This window comes from Roseovarius ramblicola, assembly GCF_042430665.1.
In the GTDB taxonomy this organism is placed as follows: domain Bacteria; phylum Pseudomonadota; class Alphaproteobacteria; order Rhodobacterales; family Rhodobacteraceae; genus Roseovarius; species Roseovarius ramblicola.
This window is the reverse complement of the sequence record NZ_JBHMEC010000017.1, coordinates 141,140-159,301: the sequence shown is the minus strand read 5'-3', so window position 1 is coordinate 159,301 and position 18,162 is coordinate 141,140. Positions and strand designations below refer to the sequence as shown.

The following is an 18,162-nucleotide window of genomic DNA, read 5'->3' as shown; positions in this document are numbered from 1 at the left end:
CGGATTTGACCCGATGATGCTCCGGACGCCCACTCCCCCTCATCCTCGGGCGTGACCCGAGGACCTCCGGCCCGGCGCGCGCGGCATTGACCAGAGATCCCCGCCTGCGCGGGGATGACGCAGGCGAGCGGGCGACCGGCGCCCTACCCCTCGACGCGGGTGAGGTCGGCGGCCTGCAGGCAGATATGGCGGATGCGGCTGAGCAGGTTGAGGCGGTTGCGGCGGATCACGGCGTTGTCGACATTGACCTGCACCGCCTCGAAAAACGCATCGACGGCCGGGCGCAGGGCGGCCATGGCCCGCATCGCCCCGGCAAAATCCTCTACCTTCAGCGCCTGCATGATCTGCGGCTCCGCGGTGTCGAGCGCGGCGAAGAGCGCCTTTTCCTCCTCGGTCTCGGCGAATTTCACATCCGCGCCGAAGGAGTATTCCACCCCGTCCTTTTCCTCGGCCTGCGTGAGGATGTTGTTGGCCCGCTTGAAACCCTGCAACAGGTTCTCGCCATCGTCGGTACTCAGGAACGCCCCGAGCGCGCGGGCGCGGTGGACGAGCAGGGTGAGATCGTCATTGCCCTCCATCGCAAGGCAGGCGTCGATCACGTCGTGGCGGAGACCCTCGTCCTTGAGATGGACCTTGAGACGGTCGTGGAGGAAGGCGAGGAGGTCGTCACTCAGGTCCGGCATTGCCTCTCCAACCCTGTGGATCAGGCTGCCATTTCCGGTATCCGGCGTACTATCCCGCTCGTGCAACCGATCGAGAACCGCGCGGAAGGCCGCGCCGAACACGCCATGATCGGCGATCTCGTCAAGGACTTCCTCCAGCGTGTCGATCTCGTCGTCGCTGGCATCGTCACGGTTGAGCGTGATCTTGTGGCGCAGCAGTTGTGCGTCGATGAAGCGGTCGAGCGGCAAACGGTGGTTGCCCTCCATCGCGATGCGTATGACCCCCAACGCCGCCCGGCGCAGCGCGTAGGGATCTTTCGAGCCTGTGGGTTTCTCGTCAATCGCCCAGAAGCCCGTCAGCGTGTCGATCTTGTCGGCGAGTGCGACAGTGACCGGAACCGGCGCGGCGGGCACGGCGTCGCCCGGCCCCAGGGGTCTGTAATGCTCTTCGCAGGCCACCGCGACCGACGCGTCGAGCCCCTCAGCCTCGGCGTAATAGCGGCCCATCAGCCCCTGCAATTCGGGGAATTCGCCGACCATTTCGGATTGCAGATCGGCCTTGGCGACGCGCGCGGCCTCGGCGGCGAGATCGGGCTTGGCGCCCACCAAGGGCGCGATCTCGCGCGCCAGCGCGGCGATGCGTTCCACCCGGTCGGCTTGGCTCCCAAGCTTGTTGTGGAAGGTCACATCGCGCAGCCCCTCGGCCATGCCTTCAAGGCCGCGCTCGCGCACCGTGCGCAGGTCATTCTCCCAAAAAAATTTCGCATCCGAGAGCCGCGCCGCCAGAACCTTCTGATTGCCCGCCAGAATGGTCGCGCCGTGGTCTGCCGTCTCGACATTGGCGACGGTGACGAAGCGTTCGATGCGGCCGGTCTTGGGGTTCTTCACCGAAAAGAACTTCTGATGCTCCTTCATGGAGGTTTGCAACACCTCCGGCGGCAGGTCGAGAAAGTCGTCGTCGATCCGGCCCATCAGCACCACGGGCCATTCCACCAGCCCCGCGACCTCTGACAAGAGCCCGCGATCCCCGACCACCTCCAGCCCGGCGGCGAAGGCCTGATTGGTGGCCTCCTGCCAGATCGCCTCGGCCCGCTCGCTTGCATCCAGCACCACGCGGGCGCGCTTGAGCTTTGCCTCGTAATCATCGAAAGACGTTACCGAAAATTCATCCGGCGCCATGAAGCGGTGGCCGCGTGTGGTGTTGCCCGCGCGGATGCCGTCAAGCTCCATCTCCACCACCTGCGCGTCGCCGTCGTCGCCCGTCAGGATGCACAGGATCGCGTGCAAGGGCCGCACCCAGCGCAGACTGCCCTCGCCCCAGCGCATCGACTTGGGCCAGGGGAATTGGCGGATGACCTTTTCCAGTTCCCCGGCCACGATCTCCGCCGCAGGCCGCCCGGGCCGGGTGATGGTGGCGAAATAAACCTGCCCCTTCTTCTCGTCGCGCACCTCCAGATCCTCGCGCGCCACACCTGCGCCGCGGCAAAAGCCCTCGACCGCCTTTTCCGGCGCATCCACGCGCGGGCCCTTGCGTTCCTCTCGCGTGGTGGGGCTCTCCGCCAGCAGCCCGTGCACCGACAGCGTGAGCCGCCGGGGCGTGGAATACGCCGCAGCACCCGCATAGGTCAGCCCCGCCTCGACCAGCGCGTCGGTCATCAGCCGCTTGAGGTCGTCCGCGGCGCGGCCCTGCATCCGCGCGGGGATTTCCTCGGAGAAGAGTTCGATCAGCAGATCAGGCATGTCGGGTCAGTATCCTTGCGGCGGTTCGGGGCAGTCGTCGGGGGCGGGCTGGCCGTCGAAGACGACCTCGCCGCAGCGATTGATCTGATGCCAGGCAAAGGCGCGCCCGTCGGGATAGACGGCGATCACCCGGTCGATACCATAGGTGATGTGCGCCTCGGAGAGATACGCGCGGGCGGTACCGTCCCCAAGCGCCGCCCCGATGGCCCCGGCGTCGAAACAGTCGAACCAGCCGGGCGCGTTGAGCGGCTCGGCAGCCGCGTAGGGGGCCGCATCCTGCGGCAGGTCGGTCTCGAAGCAGGCACGAAACCGGATGGGCGAGCTGTCGGCGTCGATGCCGTCGAAATCGCGCACCGGCAGGGCGACCACGTCGCCACCGTCCAGCGTGATCCGCATCTCCACATGTCCACCCTCGGAGACGGGGCGCACCTCCTCGTAGAAGTGGTAGACCTGAAGGTAATACATCGCCACGCCCGCGATCAGGGCGGCAACGAGAATCCCGATGCTGAGAACCTTGCCCATCAGGCCGCCTGCCCCCCGGCTGCGGTGCGCACGAAGGCGTCGGCGCACATCCGCGCCAACGCGCGCACGCGGCCGATATAGGCCTGCCGCTCGGTCACCGAAATGACCCCGCGCGCGTCGAGCAGGTTGAAGATGTGGCTGGCCTTGATGCACTGGTCATAGGCGGGATGCGCCATGACGATGCGCTTGCCGGTCTTGGGGTCGGTGTCTTCCTGGCCGAGGATGGCGGCGCATTCGGCCTCGGCCTCCTCGAAATGCCTGAGCAGCACGGCGGTGTCTGCCACGTCGAAGTTGAAGCGCGAATACTCCTCCTCGGTCTGGCGGAACACATCGCCATAGCTGAGCGGGATGGGCGCGCCGGGGTCGTTGAACGGCATGTCCATGACGTGATCCGCGCCCAGCACATACATCGCCAGCCGCTCCAGCCCGTAGGTCAACTCGCCGGACACCGGGTGGCAATCGTGCCCGCCCACCTGCTGGAAATAGGTGAACTGGCTCACCTCCATCCCATCGCACCAGACCTCCCAGCCAAGGCCCCAGGCCCCCAGCGTGGGACTTTCCCAGTCATCCTCGACGAAACGGACGTCGTGCAGGGCGGCGTCGATGCCGATGGCGGCGAGCGAGCCGAGGTAGAGATCCTGCAAGTCGGGCGGCGACGGCTTTATCAGCACCTGGTACTGGTAATAGTGCTGCAGGCGGTTCGGGTTCTCGCCATAGCGCCCGTCGGTGGGCCGGCGCGAGGGCTGCACATAGGCCGCGGCCCAGGGCTGCGCGCCGAGGCTGCGCAGCGTTGTGGCCGGGTGAAAGGTGCCCGCGCCCACCTCCATGTCGTAGGGCTGCAGGATCGCACATCCCCGGCCCGCCCAATAGGTCTGAAGCCGGAGGATGATCTCCTGAAAGCTGCGCGGCTTTGCGGTGCTGTCGGTCATGCGAGGGCCCCCGAAATTGCCCGCCCTACCTAGGCCGGGCGCGCGCCGTGGTCAACGCGGCTTGTCGCGGGCCGGGGCGGCGCTACAATATTTGAGATGCATCGCAGGATGATTTTGATAAAACGGGGGAAAACCAGCCTTCGTCCCGTATGGAAGACCCAAGGAAATTCCCTCATGCGTTTCATTCCGGTTCTCGTTCTTCTGTTGTTTCTCGTGCCGCCCGCGGCGCTGTCTCAGTCGCGTTTCGGCGACGGCGCGCAGGTCTGGGTCCAGATCGAGGCGCAGCCGACCCTTGCCGAGGCGCGCGCCAGCGCCCGGTTCTATGCGCGCGACCTGCCGGATGTGAACGGCTTTTCCGTCGGGCGCGGCTGGTACGGGATCGCGCTCGGCCCCTACCGCGAGGACGAGGCCGAACGCGTGCTCGAGGTCTATACCCGCGAGGGGGTGATCGCGCCCGACAGCTATATCGCGGCCTCCTCCGACTACGGGCAGCGGTTCTGGCCGCCCGGTGATACCACCGCCCCGGCCGGCTCGGCTGCGCCCGCCGCACCCGTGTCCGAGGCTCCTCCGCAGGCGGCTGATCCCGCCCCGCGCCCCGAACCGCAAGAGACCCTGCGCGAGGCCCGCGCCAGCGAATCCCGGCTGGGCCGCGCCGCGCGCGCCGAGCTACAGGTGGCCCTGCAATGGGCTGGCTTTTATGACGGCGCGATCGACGCGGCCTTCGGGCCCGCCACGCGGGCGGCAATGGCCGGCTGGCAACGCCAGAACGGGGCCGAGCCCACCGGCGTGATGACCACGCGCCAGCGCGCCGCGCTGATAGGGCAGTATAACGCCGTGCTTGAGGATCTCGGGCTGGAAACGGTGCGCGACACCAAGGCGGGAATCGAGATCGACCTGCCCCTCGCCGTCGTGGAATTCGACCGCCACGAGGCGCCGTTCGCCCATTACCGGGCTTCGGGCGGCTTTCCCGCGCAGGTCCTGCTCATCAGCCAGCCGGGCGACCGGACCACCATGACCGCGCTCTACGACATCATGCAAACCCTCGAGATCGTGCCCGAGGCCGGCCCCCGAACGCTTGACCGCGACGGATTTGCCCTCACCGGCAAGGGGCCGGAGATCGTGTCGCATACCCGCGTCTGGCTGCGAGATCGCGAGATCAAGGGGTTCACGCTGGTCTGGCCCGCCGGTGACGAGGCGCGCCGCACGCGGCTTCTCGAAGAGATGGAAGACAGTTTCGCGCCCCTGCCCGGTACGCTCGAAGCGATCGCCGCTCCGACCGCGGGACATCGCGTGAACCTTGTCTCCGGGCTCGACGTGCGCCGCCCCGACCGGGCGCGCAGCGGCTTCTTCGTGGATGCGGGGGGCGCGGTGCTCACCACCGCGGAGGCGGTTCGCGGGTGCGGACGGATCACCATAAACGAGACCGCGGACGCCGACATCGCCCATCTCGATACCGCCATGGGCGTGGCGGTGCTGCGCCCGCGGGAAATGCTTGCGCCCGCCGTCGTCGCCGGCTTCCGCGATGACCTGCCCGCGGTCCTGTCGCGGGTGGCGGTGGCGGGCTATTCCTACGAGGGATTGCTGGGCGCGCCGACCGTCACCTTCGGACAGTTGGCGGCGCTCGAGGGGCTCGCGGGCGAGCCGTATCTCAAGCGGCTGGCGCTGAGCGCGCGGGCGGGGGACGCAGGCGGCCCGGTGCTGGATGGCGGCGGCGCGGTCGTGGGAATGCTGGTGCCCGACGCGACCGACGGGCGCAACCTGCCCGAAGGGGTCAGCTTTGCCGCCACCAACGGCGCGCTGCGCGCGGTGCTCGAGGCGGGCGACGTCACCCCGCGCACCGCCCCCGCGGGGGGCGACCTCTCGGGCGAGGCGCTCACCGACCGGGCCGAGGCGATGACCGTGCTTGTCGGGTGTTGGGAATAAATCCGCGCTTCCGGGAGGGCGCGACGGGCCCGGCTCAGGGCCGCCAGAACCGCGGCAGGAGCAGCACCAGAACGGCGAGGATTTCCAGCCGTCCCATGAGCATGGCAAGGATCATCAGCGCCTTGGCCATCTCGGGAAAGCCCTGAACCGAGCCGGTCGCACCCACGCTCGGGCCGAAGGCCGGGCCGATGTTGAAGATCGCGGTCCACGCACCGGAAACCGATTCGATCAGTGTCAGCCCGGTCAGTTCCAGCGCCACCGAGAACATCCCCAACGACAGGATGTAGACGGTAAAGAGCAGCATAACCGATTGCAGAACCTCATCCTCGACCCGCCGCCCCTCGTGGCGCAACACCATGACAGAGTTGGGATAAAAGATTCGTCGCGCCTGCTGTCCCAGCGCGCGCAGCATGATCTGGTAGCGGAATATCTTGATCGAGCAGCCTGTGGAGCCGGTGCAGCCGCCGATCGCGCCGATCGCGATCAGCACCACGAACGGAAAGCTCCCCCAGGCGGTGACGTCGCCATCGCCATAGCCGGTACCCGAAAACAGCGACACGGTGTTGAAGAGCCGCAGGCGCAGCCCCTCCTCGTCGATATGGCCCGTCACCGCGATCTCGTAGCCCACCACAAGCAGTGCGGCATAGCCGATCCAGCGCAGGTAGGTGCGTATCTGCGTGTCCTGCCAGAGCGGGCGCAACTGCCCCTGCACCCCCTGCATCAGCCTTACGAAAGGGAGCGTGGCGAGAATCATGAAGAGGATGCAGGCATATTGCGGACCTGCGGCAAAGTCGGCGAAGGAGGCGTCGCGCGTCGAGAAACCGCCGGTCGCGACGGTGGTGAGGGCGTGCACGGTGGCATCGAACGCCCCCATTCCCAATCCGAGATAGGCGAAGGTGCAGGCCAGCGTCAGCAGCAGATAGACGTTGAGCACCCCCTTGGAGATGTCGATGGTGCGCGGAAGCGCCTTGCCGAAGGTGTCGAACCCCTCGGAGCGAAAGAACTGCATCCCGCCCACCCGCATCTCGGGCAGGAAAACCAGCGCCACGATCACGATCCCGAGACCGCCCAGCCATTGCAGGATACCACGCCACAGCAGCAGACCCTTGGGTAGGTCGTCGAGCCCCGCGATCACGGTGGTGCCGGTTGTCGTCATCCCCGACATCGATTCGAAGAACGCATCGACGAAACCCAGCCCCGTCTCGCCCAGCATGAAGGGCAGCGCACCGAACAGCGGCAGCACGACCCAGACCGTCGTCGTGAGCAGGAACGCCTGCTGAATGCTCAGCCCGGCGCCGATCGCGTTGCGGCACGACAGCGCCACCAGCCCCCCGGCGAGACAGGTGACGATCATGCTCTCGGCAAATACCGTCCAGTGCTCCCGCCCCTCGGCGAGATCGACGAGCAGCGGCAGCAGCATGGTCGCGCCCATGGCCGTCACCATGAGCCCGACAAGATATCCCACGGGTCGCACATCGAACATGGCGCGCAGCGTTGGCTTCGCGCAGCGAAGGTGTCAAGCGCCATGCGCGTGGCGCTCAGCCCGGCAGGATGTCTTCCATGACAAAGGCCGGGATGTCGCGCCGCGCAAGGCCCATCCCGGCCAGCTCCGCGTCGCTTAGCGCGTGCATCCGCGCCACGCTCGCCAACCGCGCCCGGGTGAGCATGTAGGCATTCATCCCCGGCGCGTGCTCGGCCATGAAGAGGTCGAGATCGCGCCGCCATGCAGCGGAAAGAAATCGGATGGTCAGGTCGGTCTCGGTCATCGGGGTCCCCTCTCGCGGGTCGAACGGGCCCCTCCCCGGGATCAATATAGCGCATCGCGCCGCGCGATGCGCGGGGGCGCGGTCAGGTCGCGGCAAGGTGTTGCTGCATTGCAGCACAAAAAAGGGCCCGGCGGATGCGCTCCGGCGGGCCCCCTTCGCGCGCGCGGCGCAGATCAGGTGTAGAACAGGTCCTTGAACACGTGATAGGCGATCTGGTCGCGCGGGATCCCGAGCCGTTCGAGCTCGGCGTCGGACTTTGCCTCGAGCGCCTCTATCTGCGCGCGCCGCGATTGCGTGCGCGCCATCCGGTCAAAACCCTGCTCGAGCGCGGCGATAAAGCGGTCCCAAGCGCCTCGCAGCGGCGCGGCGGTAGCATTGGTTGCGATGTTCGACATCTGGAAACCTCACGTCTGTGATGCGTTTTCTCCCTGATGCCTATCTAGGTCATCGCCCACCGCGCCACGAGCGCCGATTCGGAATGGCCGGGTTGCGCAGCGTGCATTCCGGCTGGCACAGCCTTATTCCGTCCCGGCCTTTTCGTCCCGCTGCGGCATGTTGGGCGGGTTGGACGGCGCGCGCGGACGCTTGGCGGCGGGTTTGTCCGCCTTGTCCGACTTGTCCGCCGCCGGCTTGACGGCAGGTTTTGCCGGGGCCGCAGCCTTGGCCTCCTGCGGCTTGGGCGCGGCCTTGGCCTCTGCCGGCTTGGGCGCGGCCTTGGCCTCTGCCGCCTTGGGGCCGGGCGCGGCCTTTTGTGCCTCTGCTGTGGGCTTGGCCTCTGCCGGTTTCGCCGCCGGTTTCGGCGCCGCGCTCACCTCGGTCTGCGGCGCTGCCGCTTTGGGAGCGGCGGTCGCCTTTGCCTTGGGGGCTGTTTTCCGAGCTGCCGGAGCCGCCTTGGCCGCAGCAGGCTTCTTCGCAGGGGTGGGTTTGGCCGCCGGGGACGGGGCTGCCTGCCCCGCCGGACGCCTGGCGAACGGCGAGGCATTGAGCCCCGCCTCGGTCATGATGCGGGCGACGCGCAATTGGCTCTCGATCATGTATCCGGTGAGGCGGATGCCCGCCGCCGAGAGCTTGAGCGGGAGATCGGGTGAAAGCATTGTCAACGTTCCTTCCGGTCATTTCGTGCCGCTGATACAGCGCACAGGTGACAGGCGCGTAACGCGCCTGCTGTTTCTGCATTGCAGCATCATGGGTGAAAGGTCAAATCACAACGTGCAGGTGTGGCGAAATCTCGCCGCACCGCCGCGCAAATGCCCGGAAAACCGCCAGACCGGTCTAACCGCCGTGCACGAGCGTCTGGAACAGGCGCGGATCGAGGCTTGTCGCGGCAAAGGTATTTCCCTCGGTCAGCACGCTCACCGCGTCGTGGCTGTGCAGGCTTTCCTGATGGCTCGCCACCACGCGAAAATCGCCGACCCGTGGCTCGGCCAGCAACTGCTCGCAGAATAGCCGCGCGGCATCCTCGACGAAAATCGGGTTGGCCGCGTTCAGCTCGGCAAAGGCCTGCTCGTCCTCGCGCTTGACCATCACCTGCGTCTCGGTCGGCACGGCGCGGCGGGCAAGCTCGATCAGATCCTCGAACCACAGGCAATCGCTGCCGACCACCTCGACCGAGATGCGCGCCGCCGAGCGCTGCGAATGCGGTGTGGCAAGTTGGCCGCGCACGCGCCGGGCGTGCTCGCTCAGCTCCAGCGAGCAGGGGCAGGTCGAGGAATAGACGTAGTCGAAATGCATGAGCTTGCGCCGCACGCCGTCCTGTTCGACCAGTTCGAGCGCGATGTCGTAATACTGATAGCCCACCAGCCCCGAGCGCAGCGCCTCCACCTTCATCGGGTAGGACAGCCGCATCTGAAGCCGCGCGTCCACGCTATCGAGATCGGCGAGGTAATCGTCGAGCGCGGCTTCCATCACCTCGAGGCTGAAGGTCTTTTCCGAGTGCTTGTAGAAGCTGCGCATGATGCGCGACATGTTGATGCCCTTCTTGCCGGCCTCGAGGCTCACCGTGCCGGTGACCGAGGTCTCGAGCGTGAGATCGCCGTTGTCGCGGGTATGATAACGGATCGGCAGGCGGAAATTGGAAATGCCCACATGCTGCAACTGCTGCCGCGTGCCGCGGATGAGCGAGGATGGCCCGTTCTGCAGGTCAGGCAGCGAGGCGCGATAGGCGGGATCGGCGACGAACCCCTCGGGGTAGTCGCGCGACAGGGCCGGATAGTTCGCCACCTCCTCGCCGGGCAGAAGCCGGGCGATCGCCGGGTCGAGATCGGCCACTTCCTCGGGCGTGGCCGAGGACGCCCACTGGCGCAGCCGCGCGAGCGCGGCTTTCGCTTCGTCCCGGTCCGGGCGCGGCGACATGTCAGACGGATGCACATTCATTGCTCGGGTTCCCTGTCCGCTGTGCCGGAGTTGACCATATAAGGTTTCCGGCCGGATTTCCAATCACGTACCTTCATACGCGAAAACCGGCAGGACGGATCAAACCGCGTCGAGCGCCGCGCGCAGATCGGCCACCAGATCGTCCGCATCCTCCAGCCCCACGCTGAGCCGTACCAGCCCCGGGGTTATACCCAATGCGGCACGCCGCGCCTCGGCAAGGCGCTGATGGGTTGTGGTCGCCGGATGGGTGACGATGGATTTGGCGTCGCCGAGGTTGTTGGAAATGAGCACGATCTCCAATGCGTTGAGAAAGCGGAACGCCGCCTCTTGCCCGCCCCGGATGTCGAGCGCCAGCACCGTGCCGCCCTGCCCCATCTGCCGCAAGGCCAGCGCGTGCTGCGGATGCTCCGGCAGGCCCGGATAGATCACCCGCACCCGCGCGTCGCCCTGCAGGGCCTCGGCGATGACCTGCGCGCTCGCGGCCTGCGCGCGCACGCGCAGGTCGATCGTTTCCAGCCCCTTGAGCATCACCCAGGCGTTGAACGGCGACAGCGCCCCCCCGGTATGCTTGAGATACGGCTCCAGCACCTTGCGGATATAGTCACGCCGCCCCAGCACGACGCCGCCAAGGCACCGTCCCTGCCCGTCGATATGCTTGGTCGCCGAATAGACCACCACGTCGGCCCCCTGCGCGATGGCGTCGGAATAGACCGGCGTGGCAAAGACGTTGTCCACCACCACCGTGGCCCCCACGCCATGGGCGATATCGGCCACCGCCGCGATATCGACCACCTCCAGCGTCGGGTTGGCCACCGTCTCGAAGAACACCGCCTTTGTCCCCGGGCGCACCGCCGCGCGCCATTGGTCGGGATCGGTGCCGTCGACGAAACTCACCTCCACCCCGAACCGCGTCAGCACCTCCTCCAGCACGTAAAGGCACGAGCCGAACAGCGCCCGCGCCGCCACCACGTGATCGCCCGCGCGCAGCATCGAGGTCAGCGCGCCCGACACCGCCGCCATTCCGCTTGCGGTGGCAAAGGCATCCTCGGCCCCCTCGAGCGCCGCGATCCGCTCTTCGAACATGGCCACCGTGGGATTGCCGTAGCGGGCATAGATGAACTCGTCCGGGCCCGCCTCGATGAACCGTGCCTGCGCCGCCTCGGCGCTGTCGTAGACAAAGCCCTGCGTGAGAAACAGCGCCTCGCTCACCTCGCCATACTGGCTCCGCCGCGTGCCGCCATGCACAAGTTTCGTGCGTGTCTTCATATCTTGCCTCCGGGCGCACCGCCCATGAAAAAAGCCCCGTTCGCGGTCAAGCGAAAGGGGCCTTTCTCCTGACCTCTTTAGCGGGATGTTTAACGTGGCCCGCAATCCGGTAACAAATCGCCACGGGTGACCGCTTAGCCGCACATCAAGGCCGCGTCAACACTGTCACGCAGGCTTAACGGAAACGTCACCGCTCCGAAATATCCCCGGCCTACACGGCAACCACAAGATGTAGTGGGACGCGCAGGCCATGCCGATCATTCACGTCAATGCCGGTGACGGCTTGCCCCCGGCGCTTGCCCTTGATGACGGCGACAGCGGCCCGGTGATCGTCATGGTCCACGGGTTCAAGTACGCCCCCGGCCACGCCACCGAATGCCCCCACAAGCACATCTTCGCGCTCGCGCCCGCGCGCGACTGCTTCAAGGTGGTGAGCTGGCCGCGGGGCCTCGGGTTCGGCGGACGGGCGCCCGACGAGGGGCTGGCCATCGGCTTTGGCTGGAACGCGCGCGGCTCGCTGTGGCGCGCCTATGCCGAGGCCGCCCGCGCCGGCGCGGCGCTGGCCGCTCTGGTCACGGCGATCCGCGCGCGTGCCCCGCACCGGCCCGTCCACGCCATCGCGCATTCCTTCGGCGCGCGGGTGGTGCTCGCGGCGCTGGCGCATCTGGCGCCCGGCGCGCTGGGGCGCATCATCCTGCTGGCGGGGGCCGAATTCGGCCATCACGCGCGCGCCGCGCTGGCAACGCCCGCCGGCCGCGCCACGGAGATCGTCAACGTCACCACGCGCGAGAATGACCTCTTCGACGCCCTGCTCGAATGGTTGATCCCGGCGCCCGCTCGCGGCGACCGCAGCCTCGGGCTGGCGCTGGGCTCCGGTCCCAATGTGCTGACGCTGCAACTCGACGACGGCGACACGCTCGGCGCGCTGGCGCGGGCAGGGTTCGACATCGCGCCGCCCGCCGCGCGCATTTGCCACTGGTCGCCCTACACCCGCGCGGGTGCCCTGCCCTTCTATGCCCGGCTGCTGCGCGAACCCGACCGGCTCAGCCTCGCACGGCTGCGCGCCGCGCTGCCCGACCGCGCCGCGCCACGCTGGTCGCGGATCGCGCCGGATCTGCGCCTGCCCTTGCCAATCGGGCGCAGGGCGTCATTCTGACCGGGTCACAGACCCGGAGAATGCCATGCCCGCGCCCATAGACCTGTATTACTGGCCCACGCCCAACGGCTGGAAAATCTCCATCGCGCTGGAGGAGATGGGGCTGCCCTATCGCTGTCACCTCGTGGATATCGGCGCGGGCGATCAGCACAAGCCTGATTTCCTCGCCATCTCGCCCAACAACCGCATCCCCGCGATCACCGATCCCGAGGGTCCCGACGATGCGCCGGTCAACATCTTCGAGTCGGGGGCGATCCTGCTCTATCTCGCGCGCAAGACCGGCCGCTTCATGGGCGAGACCGTGCGCGACCGAATCGCCGTGGAAGAGTGGCTCATGTGGCAGATGGGCGGCGTCGGACCGATGGCCGGACAGGCGCATCATTTCCTGAAATTCGCGCCCGAAAATATCCCCTACGCCAAGGACCGCTACCGGTCCGAGGTGGCCCGGCTCTACGGCGTTCTCGACCGCAGGCTGGCGGATAGCCGCTATGTCGCGGGCGATTTCTATTCGATCGCCGACATGGCGCTGTGGGGGTGGTGCTCGTTGTGGGAGGGCCAGCAGCAGACGCTGGAGGACAAGCCGCATTTTGCGCGCTGGCTGGACGCGGTGGGGGCGCGCGAGGGCATCCGCCGGGGCCGCGCGCTCCACGCCGACAAGCGACGCGACCCGACCGCGAAACCGGCCTGACGCGCGCCCGCGCGCCCGTGGGCTCAGGTGCTCAGCAGGCGGTAAATCTCGTCCTTGAGCCGCGCGCGTTCCTTGCGCAGGTCCATTTCGGCAAGGTCGTCCATCGGCTCGACCAGAGTCTCGGCGCGGTGCACCTTGCGGTTCAGTTCGTGGTACTCGTCCGAGAGCCGTGCAAAATGCGCGTCGGCCTGTTTCATCTCGCCGATCTTGTCGGCGAATTGCGGAAATTCCTCGTGAAGTTCGTGGGGGGTGTGGGACATCGCGCGTCTCCTGTTCATTGCGTGCCGGGCCAGCCTAGCGAGTGTCCGGGCGGCGCACATTGACGCGGATCAAACCGGCGCGCGCCTGACCGAACCGGATACATCCGCCCGACAGACCGGGGGCTGAGTATTTGCCCCCGGGAAGAAACACGAACGACGCGCCAGGGTCAGCGCCGGGCGCGTCGCCATCCCGCCGCGCGCGCCTGCCCCTCGGAGCAGAACCAGCGTTCGCCCTGCGCGGGGCGGATCACCGTGCGCGCGTAATCGGCCTGACCGGGCAGGTGGTGGATGCGCTTGCCCGAACGGCTGATATTGCCCTTGATGAGGCAATCGGGATCTGGCGCGGCCCCCTGCGCCGCGCGGTCCGCACGGCTGGCGCGGCGAAACTCGGCAGGTCGGTCAAACCGGTGCGCATGCAGCCCGCGCCCGGCGATGACGGCGCGTTTCTCGTCGAGGTCATAGGCCATCGAGTACTTGCGATAGGCCAGCGCCAGCCCCTCGGAGACCAGCATCCGTCCCACATCCTGCCCGGCGACCGTGCAGGTGGCGACGGTGCGCCCATAGCGGTCGATATCGACCGCGTCACAACGCGCCATGCGCGCGCCGATCCGGCGGCGCACCTGCTGCGTGACCCAGGCACCGCAATCCCATGTCACCCCGTCTGCGTCGGTGCAGGGCTGCCCGTCCTCGGGCGCGTCGACCCCGTGCAGGCGCACGCGCGTGCCGCCAACGTCGAACGTGTCGCCATCCACCACGCGCACTGTCCCGCCAATCCCCTGCGCCATGGAGATGGCCGGCACCATAGTGAGAACGATGAGTAGAGAAATCCTTAACATGCCCCCTTATGGGCGCAGGCTCCGCCGCCTTTCAACACGAAAGGTTAACAAGGGGTTAACGCGCGCTCAGCGCTGCGCGGTTCGCCAGTCAGGGTGCAGCCATGGCTCGGCATTATCGGGCGGCAGGCGACGGCCGAGCACCGAATCGGCGATCTTCTCGCCCGCCATGATCGACGGCGCGTTGAGATTGCCGTTGGTGATCCGTGGAAACAGGCTCGAATCGGCCACGCGCAGCCCCTCGACGCCGATCACCCGGCCCTCGGGATCGACCACCGCCATGGGATCATCCGCGCGCCCCATCTTGCAGGTGCCGCAGGGGTGATAGGCGCTCTCGGCGTGCTCGCGGATGAACTCGTCGAGTTCGTCGTCGCTCTGCACCTCCGCGCCCGGTTGGATCTCGTGCTTCCGGTAAGGCGCAAAGGCGTCCTGCGCAAAGATCTCGCGGGTGAGCCTTATGCAGCGCCGGAAATCCGCCCAATCGCTTGCCTCGCTCATGTAGTTGAAGCGGATTACGGGCGCGTCGGCGGGGTCATTGCTGCGCAGCGTCACCGCGCCCCGCGACTCGCTGCGCATCGGGCCGACATGGGCCTGGAATCCATGCCCCTCGGCCGCAGCCTTGCCGTCATAACGCACCGCAATGGGCAGGAAATGGAACTGGATATCGGGGTAATCGACGCCCGCCGACGAGCGGATGAAGCCGCAACTCTCGAACTGGTTCGACGCCCCAGGCCCACGCTTGCCCAACAGCCATTGCAGCCCCACCCAGCCCTTGCCGAAGAGGTTCCAGTATTTGTAGAGGCTGACCGGCTGGCTCGCCGCCATCTGGGTGTAAAGCTCCAGATGATCCTGCAAATTCCGCCCCACGCCAGGACGGTCGGCAAGCACCTCGATGCCGTGCTCAGAGAGATGCGCCGCCGGGCCGATTCCGGACAGCATCAGAAGCTTGGGCGAATTGATCGACGAGGCGGCAAGGATCACCTCGGCGCGCGCGCGCACCACCTCGGTCCGCCCGCCGCGCCGCACCTCGACGCCGGTCGCGCGGCCGTCCTCGATCAACACGCGCTGCACCAGCCCGCGCAGCAGATCGCAAGTCTCACGCTTGAGCGCGGGGCGCAGATAGGCATTGGCCGCCGACCAGCGCCGGCCTTTGTAGACGGTCATTTCAAAGGGGCCGAACCCCTCCTGCTTTTCGCCATTGTAGTCGTCGGTGCGCTCATACCCCGCCTGTACCCCCGCCTCGACAAAGGCGCGCACCAGCGGGTTGTCGCGCTTGCCCCGGCTGACATGCAGCGGGCCGTCGGTGCCACGCCAATCGGCATCACCACCATGACCGCTATCGTCCCAATTCTCCATCCGCTTGAAATAGGGCAGCACATCCGAGAAGCCCCAGCCGTCGCAGCCCTGATCGCGCCAATGGTCATAATCATGGGCATGGCCGCGCACATAGACCATGCCGTTGATCGAAGACGACCCGCCGATCACCTTGCCGCGCGGACAGGCCAGCCGCCGCCCGCCCAGATGCGGCTCGGGCTCGGTCTGGTAACCCCAGTCGTAGCGCTTCATGTTCATCGGGTAGCTGAGGGCGCCGGGCATCTGGATGAACGGCCCCGCATCGGTGCCGCCATGCTCGATCACCAGCACGGATTTGCCCGCCTCGGCCAGACGGTAGGCCATGGCGCAACCCGCGCTGCCGGCACCCACGATGACGTAATCGGCCTCCATCAGCGGTGCCCTTCGTGGTCTGCGTGGAAACATGGATATTTATGGCAAGATGAATCCATCATTCGCCCCTCGGAAAGCGCTGGTTCTCTTCCACGACGTTGAGGTCCATGTGATTGCGCATGTAGCGCTCGGACGCCTGCTGCAGCGGCTGGTAATCCCACGGGTAATAGCCACCCTGACGCAGCGCTTCGTAAACCACCCAGCGGCGGGCCTGGCTCTCGCGCACCTGCGCATCGAAGGCATCAAGATCCCACCGCACCTCGGCCTTGGCCTGCAATTGCGCCAGGGTCCCGGCATGGGCGGGATCGTCGGCGAGGTTGGTCAACTCATGCGGATCGGCCTCCAGATCAAAGAGCTGATCGGGGTCGAGCGCGCAGCGATTGTATTTCCAACGCCCGTAGCGCAGCGAAACGAGCGGCGCGTAGGACGCCTCGGCGGCGTATTCCATCGCCACGGGGGCGTCGCGTGTCCCGCCCTGCCCGAGATGGATTAGCGATTGCCCCTCGGTCCAGGGCATCACCTCGGACATGTCGGCGCCCGCCAGATCGCACAGGCTGGGGCAGACGTCGATGTTGCTCACCGGGTCGGTCACAAGGCCCGGTGTCATGTTCGGGGACGAAATCATCAGCGGCACCCGCGCCGAGCCCTCGTAGAACGACATCTTGAACCACAGCCCGCGCTCGCCCAGCATGTCGCCGTGATCCGACACAAAGAGGATCACCGCCTCCTGCCGGGTGGCCTCCAGCGCATCCATCACCTCGCCTATCTTGTCATCGAGATAGGAAATATTGGCGAAATAGGCGCGGCGCGAGCGGCGGATATCCTCTTCGGTGATGTCGAACGAGCGCCAGTCATTGGCGTCGAAAATGCGCTTGGAATGCGCGTCGTGGTCCTCGTAGTCCATCGCCGGAACCTCGGGGAGAAGGTGCTCGCACGCCTCATAGAGATCCCAGTATTTGCGCCGCGCCACGTAAGGATCATGCGGGTGGGTGAAGCTGACCGTCAGGCACCAGGGCCGCGCATCGTGGCCGCGCGCGAGGTCATAGACCTTCTGCACGCCGTGAAAGGCCACCTCGTCATCGTATTCCATCTGGTTGGAAATCTCGGCCACGCCGCTTCCGGTGACGCTTCCGAGGTTGTGATACCACCAGTCGATCCGCTCGCCCGGCTTGCGGTAATCGGGTGTCCAGCCGAAATCGGCCGGGTAGATATCGGTGGTCAGCCGCTGCTCGAAGCCGTGCAACTGATCGGGCCCGACGAAGTGCATCTTGCCCGAGAGGCAGGTCTGATAGCCCGCCCGCCGCAGGTGGTGGGCATAGGTGGGGATATCCGCAGAGAACTCGGCGGCGTTGTCGTAGACGCGGCTGCGCGAGGGCAAGAGCCCGGACATGAAGCTGGCGCGTCCCGGCGCGCAGAGCGGTGACGCGGTGTAGGCATTGGCAAACCGGGTGGAGCGCGCCGCCAGACGTTTCAGGTTGGGCGCGTGCAGCCAATCCGCCGGGCCGTCGGGGAACAGCGTCCCGTTGAGCTGGTCGACCATGAAGATCAGGATATTGGGCTGGGCGGTCATGCGTCCTCCGGTGGCAGGCTGGTGTCGAGATAATGCAGCAGCACGGCGATGGCGGTCTCGGGGGCGATGCCGCCCTCTCCCAGAGCCTGACGGATGTAGAGCCCGTCGATCATCGCCGCGAGGCCGCGGGTGAGCGTGCGCGCCTCGGACCCGGCGATTCGGCGCAGGGCGTGATGGAGATTCGAGCGCAGCCGCCGCTGATAGATGTGCAGAAGCCTGCGCGCCGCGGCGGAGCGCTGCGCCTGCACATAGAAATTCAGCCAGGCCGAGACCATCTCGGGACGGAACTGGGCGGGAGTGAAACTGGCACGCACGACCGCCTCGACCCGCTGACGCGGGGTCCTGGCCATGATCAGCGCGCCGCGCACCTCGGCCCCGTAAAGCGCCAGGATATGGCGCATGGCGGCCACGAAAATCTGCTCCTTGGAACCGAAATAGTGATGCGCGAGCGCCGAGGACATGCCCGCCCGCCTCGCGATCTGCGCCACGGTCACATCGAGCGACCCCCGCGCGCCGATCTCGTGGATCGTCGCCTCGACCAGCGCGCTGCGCCGTATCGGCTCCATTCCGACCTTGGGCATTCGGCCCTCCCGCTGCGTGCTTGCCTCATTGGCGTAATCATGTTTAATTGACTCGTCAATCAAGAAAACGCGGAGGATCGCAACCCAGCATCAACCGCCCTTCCGGGCATCAAGGACGTTGTAATTCACTGCACCGTCATATTAGCCTACTCTTATCGCAACTGACCG

At 66.9% G+C, this 18,162-nt stretch carries 17 protein-coding genes and 1 riboswitch; of the genes, 3 read left to right on the top strand and 14 right to left on the bottom strand.

The annotated features are described in order from the left end of the window. Positions 1-143: 143 nt before the first annotated feature. The 3 genes from glyS to ACFFU4_RS11390 are packed head-to-tail and all read right to left on the bottom strand — an operon-like array spanning position 144 to position 3,853. Positions 144-2,402: a glycine--tRNA ligase subunit beta gene (gene glyS, locus ACFFU4_RS11400; protein ID WP_377069893.1), complete on the bottom strand. Its 2,259-nt coding sequence runs from the start codon at positions 2,400-2,402 to the stop codon at positions 144-146. A gap of 6 nt (positions 2,403-2,408) precedes the next feature. After that, positions 2,409-2,924 (bottom strand): DUF6446 family protein, encoded by a 516-nt coding sequence (locus ACFFU4_RS11395; protein WP_377069892.1) that lies wholly within the window; start codon positions 2,922-2,924, stop codon positions 2,409-2,411. Next, on the bottom strand, positions 2,924-3,853 hold the full coding sequence (locus ACFFU4_RS11390) for a glycine--tRNA ligase subunit alpha (RefSeq protein ID WP_377069891.1): 930 nt from the start codon (positions 3,851-3,853) through the stop codon (positions 2,924-2,926). The genes ACFFU4_RS11395 and ACFFU4_RS11390 overlap by 1 nt, the downstream gene beginning before the upstream one ends. Before the next feature lie 174 nt (positions 3,854-4,027). On the opposite strand from ACFFU4_RS11390, the gene ACFFU4_RS11385 reads away from it, so the two are divergent. Beyond that, positions 4,028-5,776 (top strand): serine protease, encoded by a 1,749-nt coding sequence (locus ACFFU4_RS11385; RefSeq protein ID WP_377069890.1) that lies wholly within the window; start codon positions 4,028-4,030, stop codon positions 5,774-5,776. A 34-nt stretch (positions 5,777-5,810) separates the two neighbouring features. Here the strand turns inward: ACFFU4_RS11385 and ACFFU4_RS11380 are convergent, their stop codons facing one another. The 6 genes from ACFFU4_RS11380 to metZ all read right to left on the bottom strand — a co-directional run bounded on the left by ACFFU4_RS11380 (position 5,811) and on the right by metZ (position 11,181). Next, entirely contained in the window at positions 5,811-7,259 is a 1,449-nt protein-coding gene (locus tag ACFFU4_RS11380) for a TrkH family potassium uptake protein (protein ID WP_377069889.1), read from the bottom strand. A gap of 55 nt (positions 7,260-7,314) precedes the next feature. Then, positions 7,315-7,542 (bottom strand): DUF1127 domain-containing protein, encoded by a 228-nt coding sequence (locus ACFFU4_RS11375; RefSeq protein ID WP_377069888.1) that lies wholly within the window; start codon positions 7,540-7,542, stop codon positions 7,315-7,317. Between the two features lie 173 nt (positions 7,543-7,715). Further along, positions 7,716-7,937, bottom strand: coding sequence for a hypothetical protein (locus ACFFU4_RS11370; protein ID WP_377069887.1), 222 nt, complete (start codon positions 7,935-7,937; stop codon positions 7,716-7,718). 123 nt (positions 7,938-8,060) lie between these two features. Continuing rightward, positions 8,061-8,636, bottom strand: coding sequence for a hypothetical protein (locus ACFFU4_RS11365; protein ID WP_377069886.1), 576 nt, complete (start codon positions 8,634-8,636; stop codon positions 8,061-8,063). 178 nt (positions 8,637-8,814) lie between these two features. Then, positions 8,815-9,915, bottom strand: coding sequence for a GTP cyclohydrolase FolE2 (gene folE2, locus ACFFU4_RS11360; RefSeq protein WP_377069885.1), 1,101 nt, complete (start codon positions 9,913-9,915; stop codon positions 8,815-8,817). Between the two features lie 99 nt (positions 9,916-10,014). Further along, positions 10,015-11,181 (bottom strand): O-succinylhomoserine sulfhydrylase, encoded by a 1,167-nt coding sequence (metZ, locus tag ACFFU4_RS11355; protein ID WP_377069884.1) that lies wholly within the window; start codon positions 11,179-11,181, stop codon positions 10,015-10,017. Between the two features lie 56 nt (positions 11,182-11,237). After that, positions 11,238-11,315, bottom strand: a riboswitch (SAM riboswitch). A gap of 116 nt (positions 11,316-11,431) precedes the next feature. On the opposite strand from metZ, the gene ACFFU4_RS11350 reads away from it, so the two are divergent. Further along, positions 11,432-12,337: an alpha/beta fold hydrolase gene (locus ACFFU4_RS11350; protein ID WP_377069883.1), complete on the top strand. Its 906-nt coding sequence runs from the start codon at positions 11,432-11,434 to the stop codon at positions 12,335-12,337. A 25-nt stretch (positions 12,338-12,362) separates the two neighbouring features. Further along, positions 12,363-13,025: a glutathione S-transferase N-terminal domain-containing protein gene (locus ACFFU4_RS11345; RefSeq protein WP_377069882.1), complete on the top strand. Its 663-nt coding sequence runs from the start codon at positions 12,363-12,365 to the stop codon at positions 13,023-13,025. A 23-nt stretch (positions 13,026-13,048) separates the two neighbouring features. Here ACFFU4_RS11345 and ACFFU4_RS11340 read toward each other — a convergent pair whose 3' ends face one another. From ACFFU4_RS11340 to betI, 5 genes are all read right to left on the bottom strand, one after another. Continuing rightward, positions 13,049-13,285, bottom strand: a complete 237-nt coding sequence (locus tag ACFFU4_RS11340; protein WP_377069881.1) for an HP1242/YdcH family protein — start codon at positions 13,283-13,285, stop codon at positions 13,049-13,051. Between the two features lie 167 nt (positions 13,286-13,452). Next, positions 13,453-14,121, bottom strand: a complete 669-nt coding sequence (locus ACFFU4_RS11335) for a thermonuclease family protein (RefSeq protein WP_377069880.1) — start codon at positions 14,119-14,121, stop codon at positions 13,453-13,455. A 66-nt stretch (positions 14,122-14,187) separates the two neighbouring features. Next, positions 14,188-15,843 carry a choline dehydrogenase gene (betA, locus tag ACFFU4_RS11330; RefSeq protein WP_377070333.1) on the bottom strand — a complete coding sequence of 552 codons (1,656 nt, stop codon included), beginning with the start codon at positions 15,841-15,843 and terminating at the stop codon, positions 14,188-14,190. A gap of 58 nt (positions 15,844-15,901) precedes the next feature. Continuing rightward, positions 15,902-17,413 (bottom strand): choline-sulfatase, encoded by a 1,512-nt coding sequence (betC, locus tag ACFFU4_RS11325; RefSeq protein ID WP_377069879.1) that lies wholly within the window; start codon positions 17,411-17,413, stop codon positions 15,902-15,904. After that, the gene (gene betI, locus ACFFU4_RS11320; RefSeq protein WP_377069878.1) at positions 17,410-17,994 is read right to left on the bottom strand and encodes a transcriptional regulator BetI; all 585 of its coding nucleotides are present in this window, start codon (positions 17,992-17,994) and stop codon (positions 17,410-17,412) included. Before betI ends, betC begins: the two co-directional genes overlap by 4 nt. Positions 17,995-18,162: the final 168 nt, after the last annotated feature.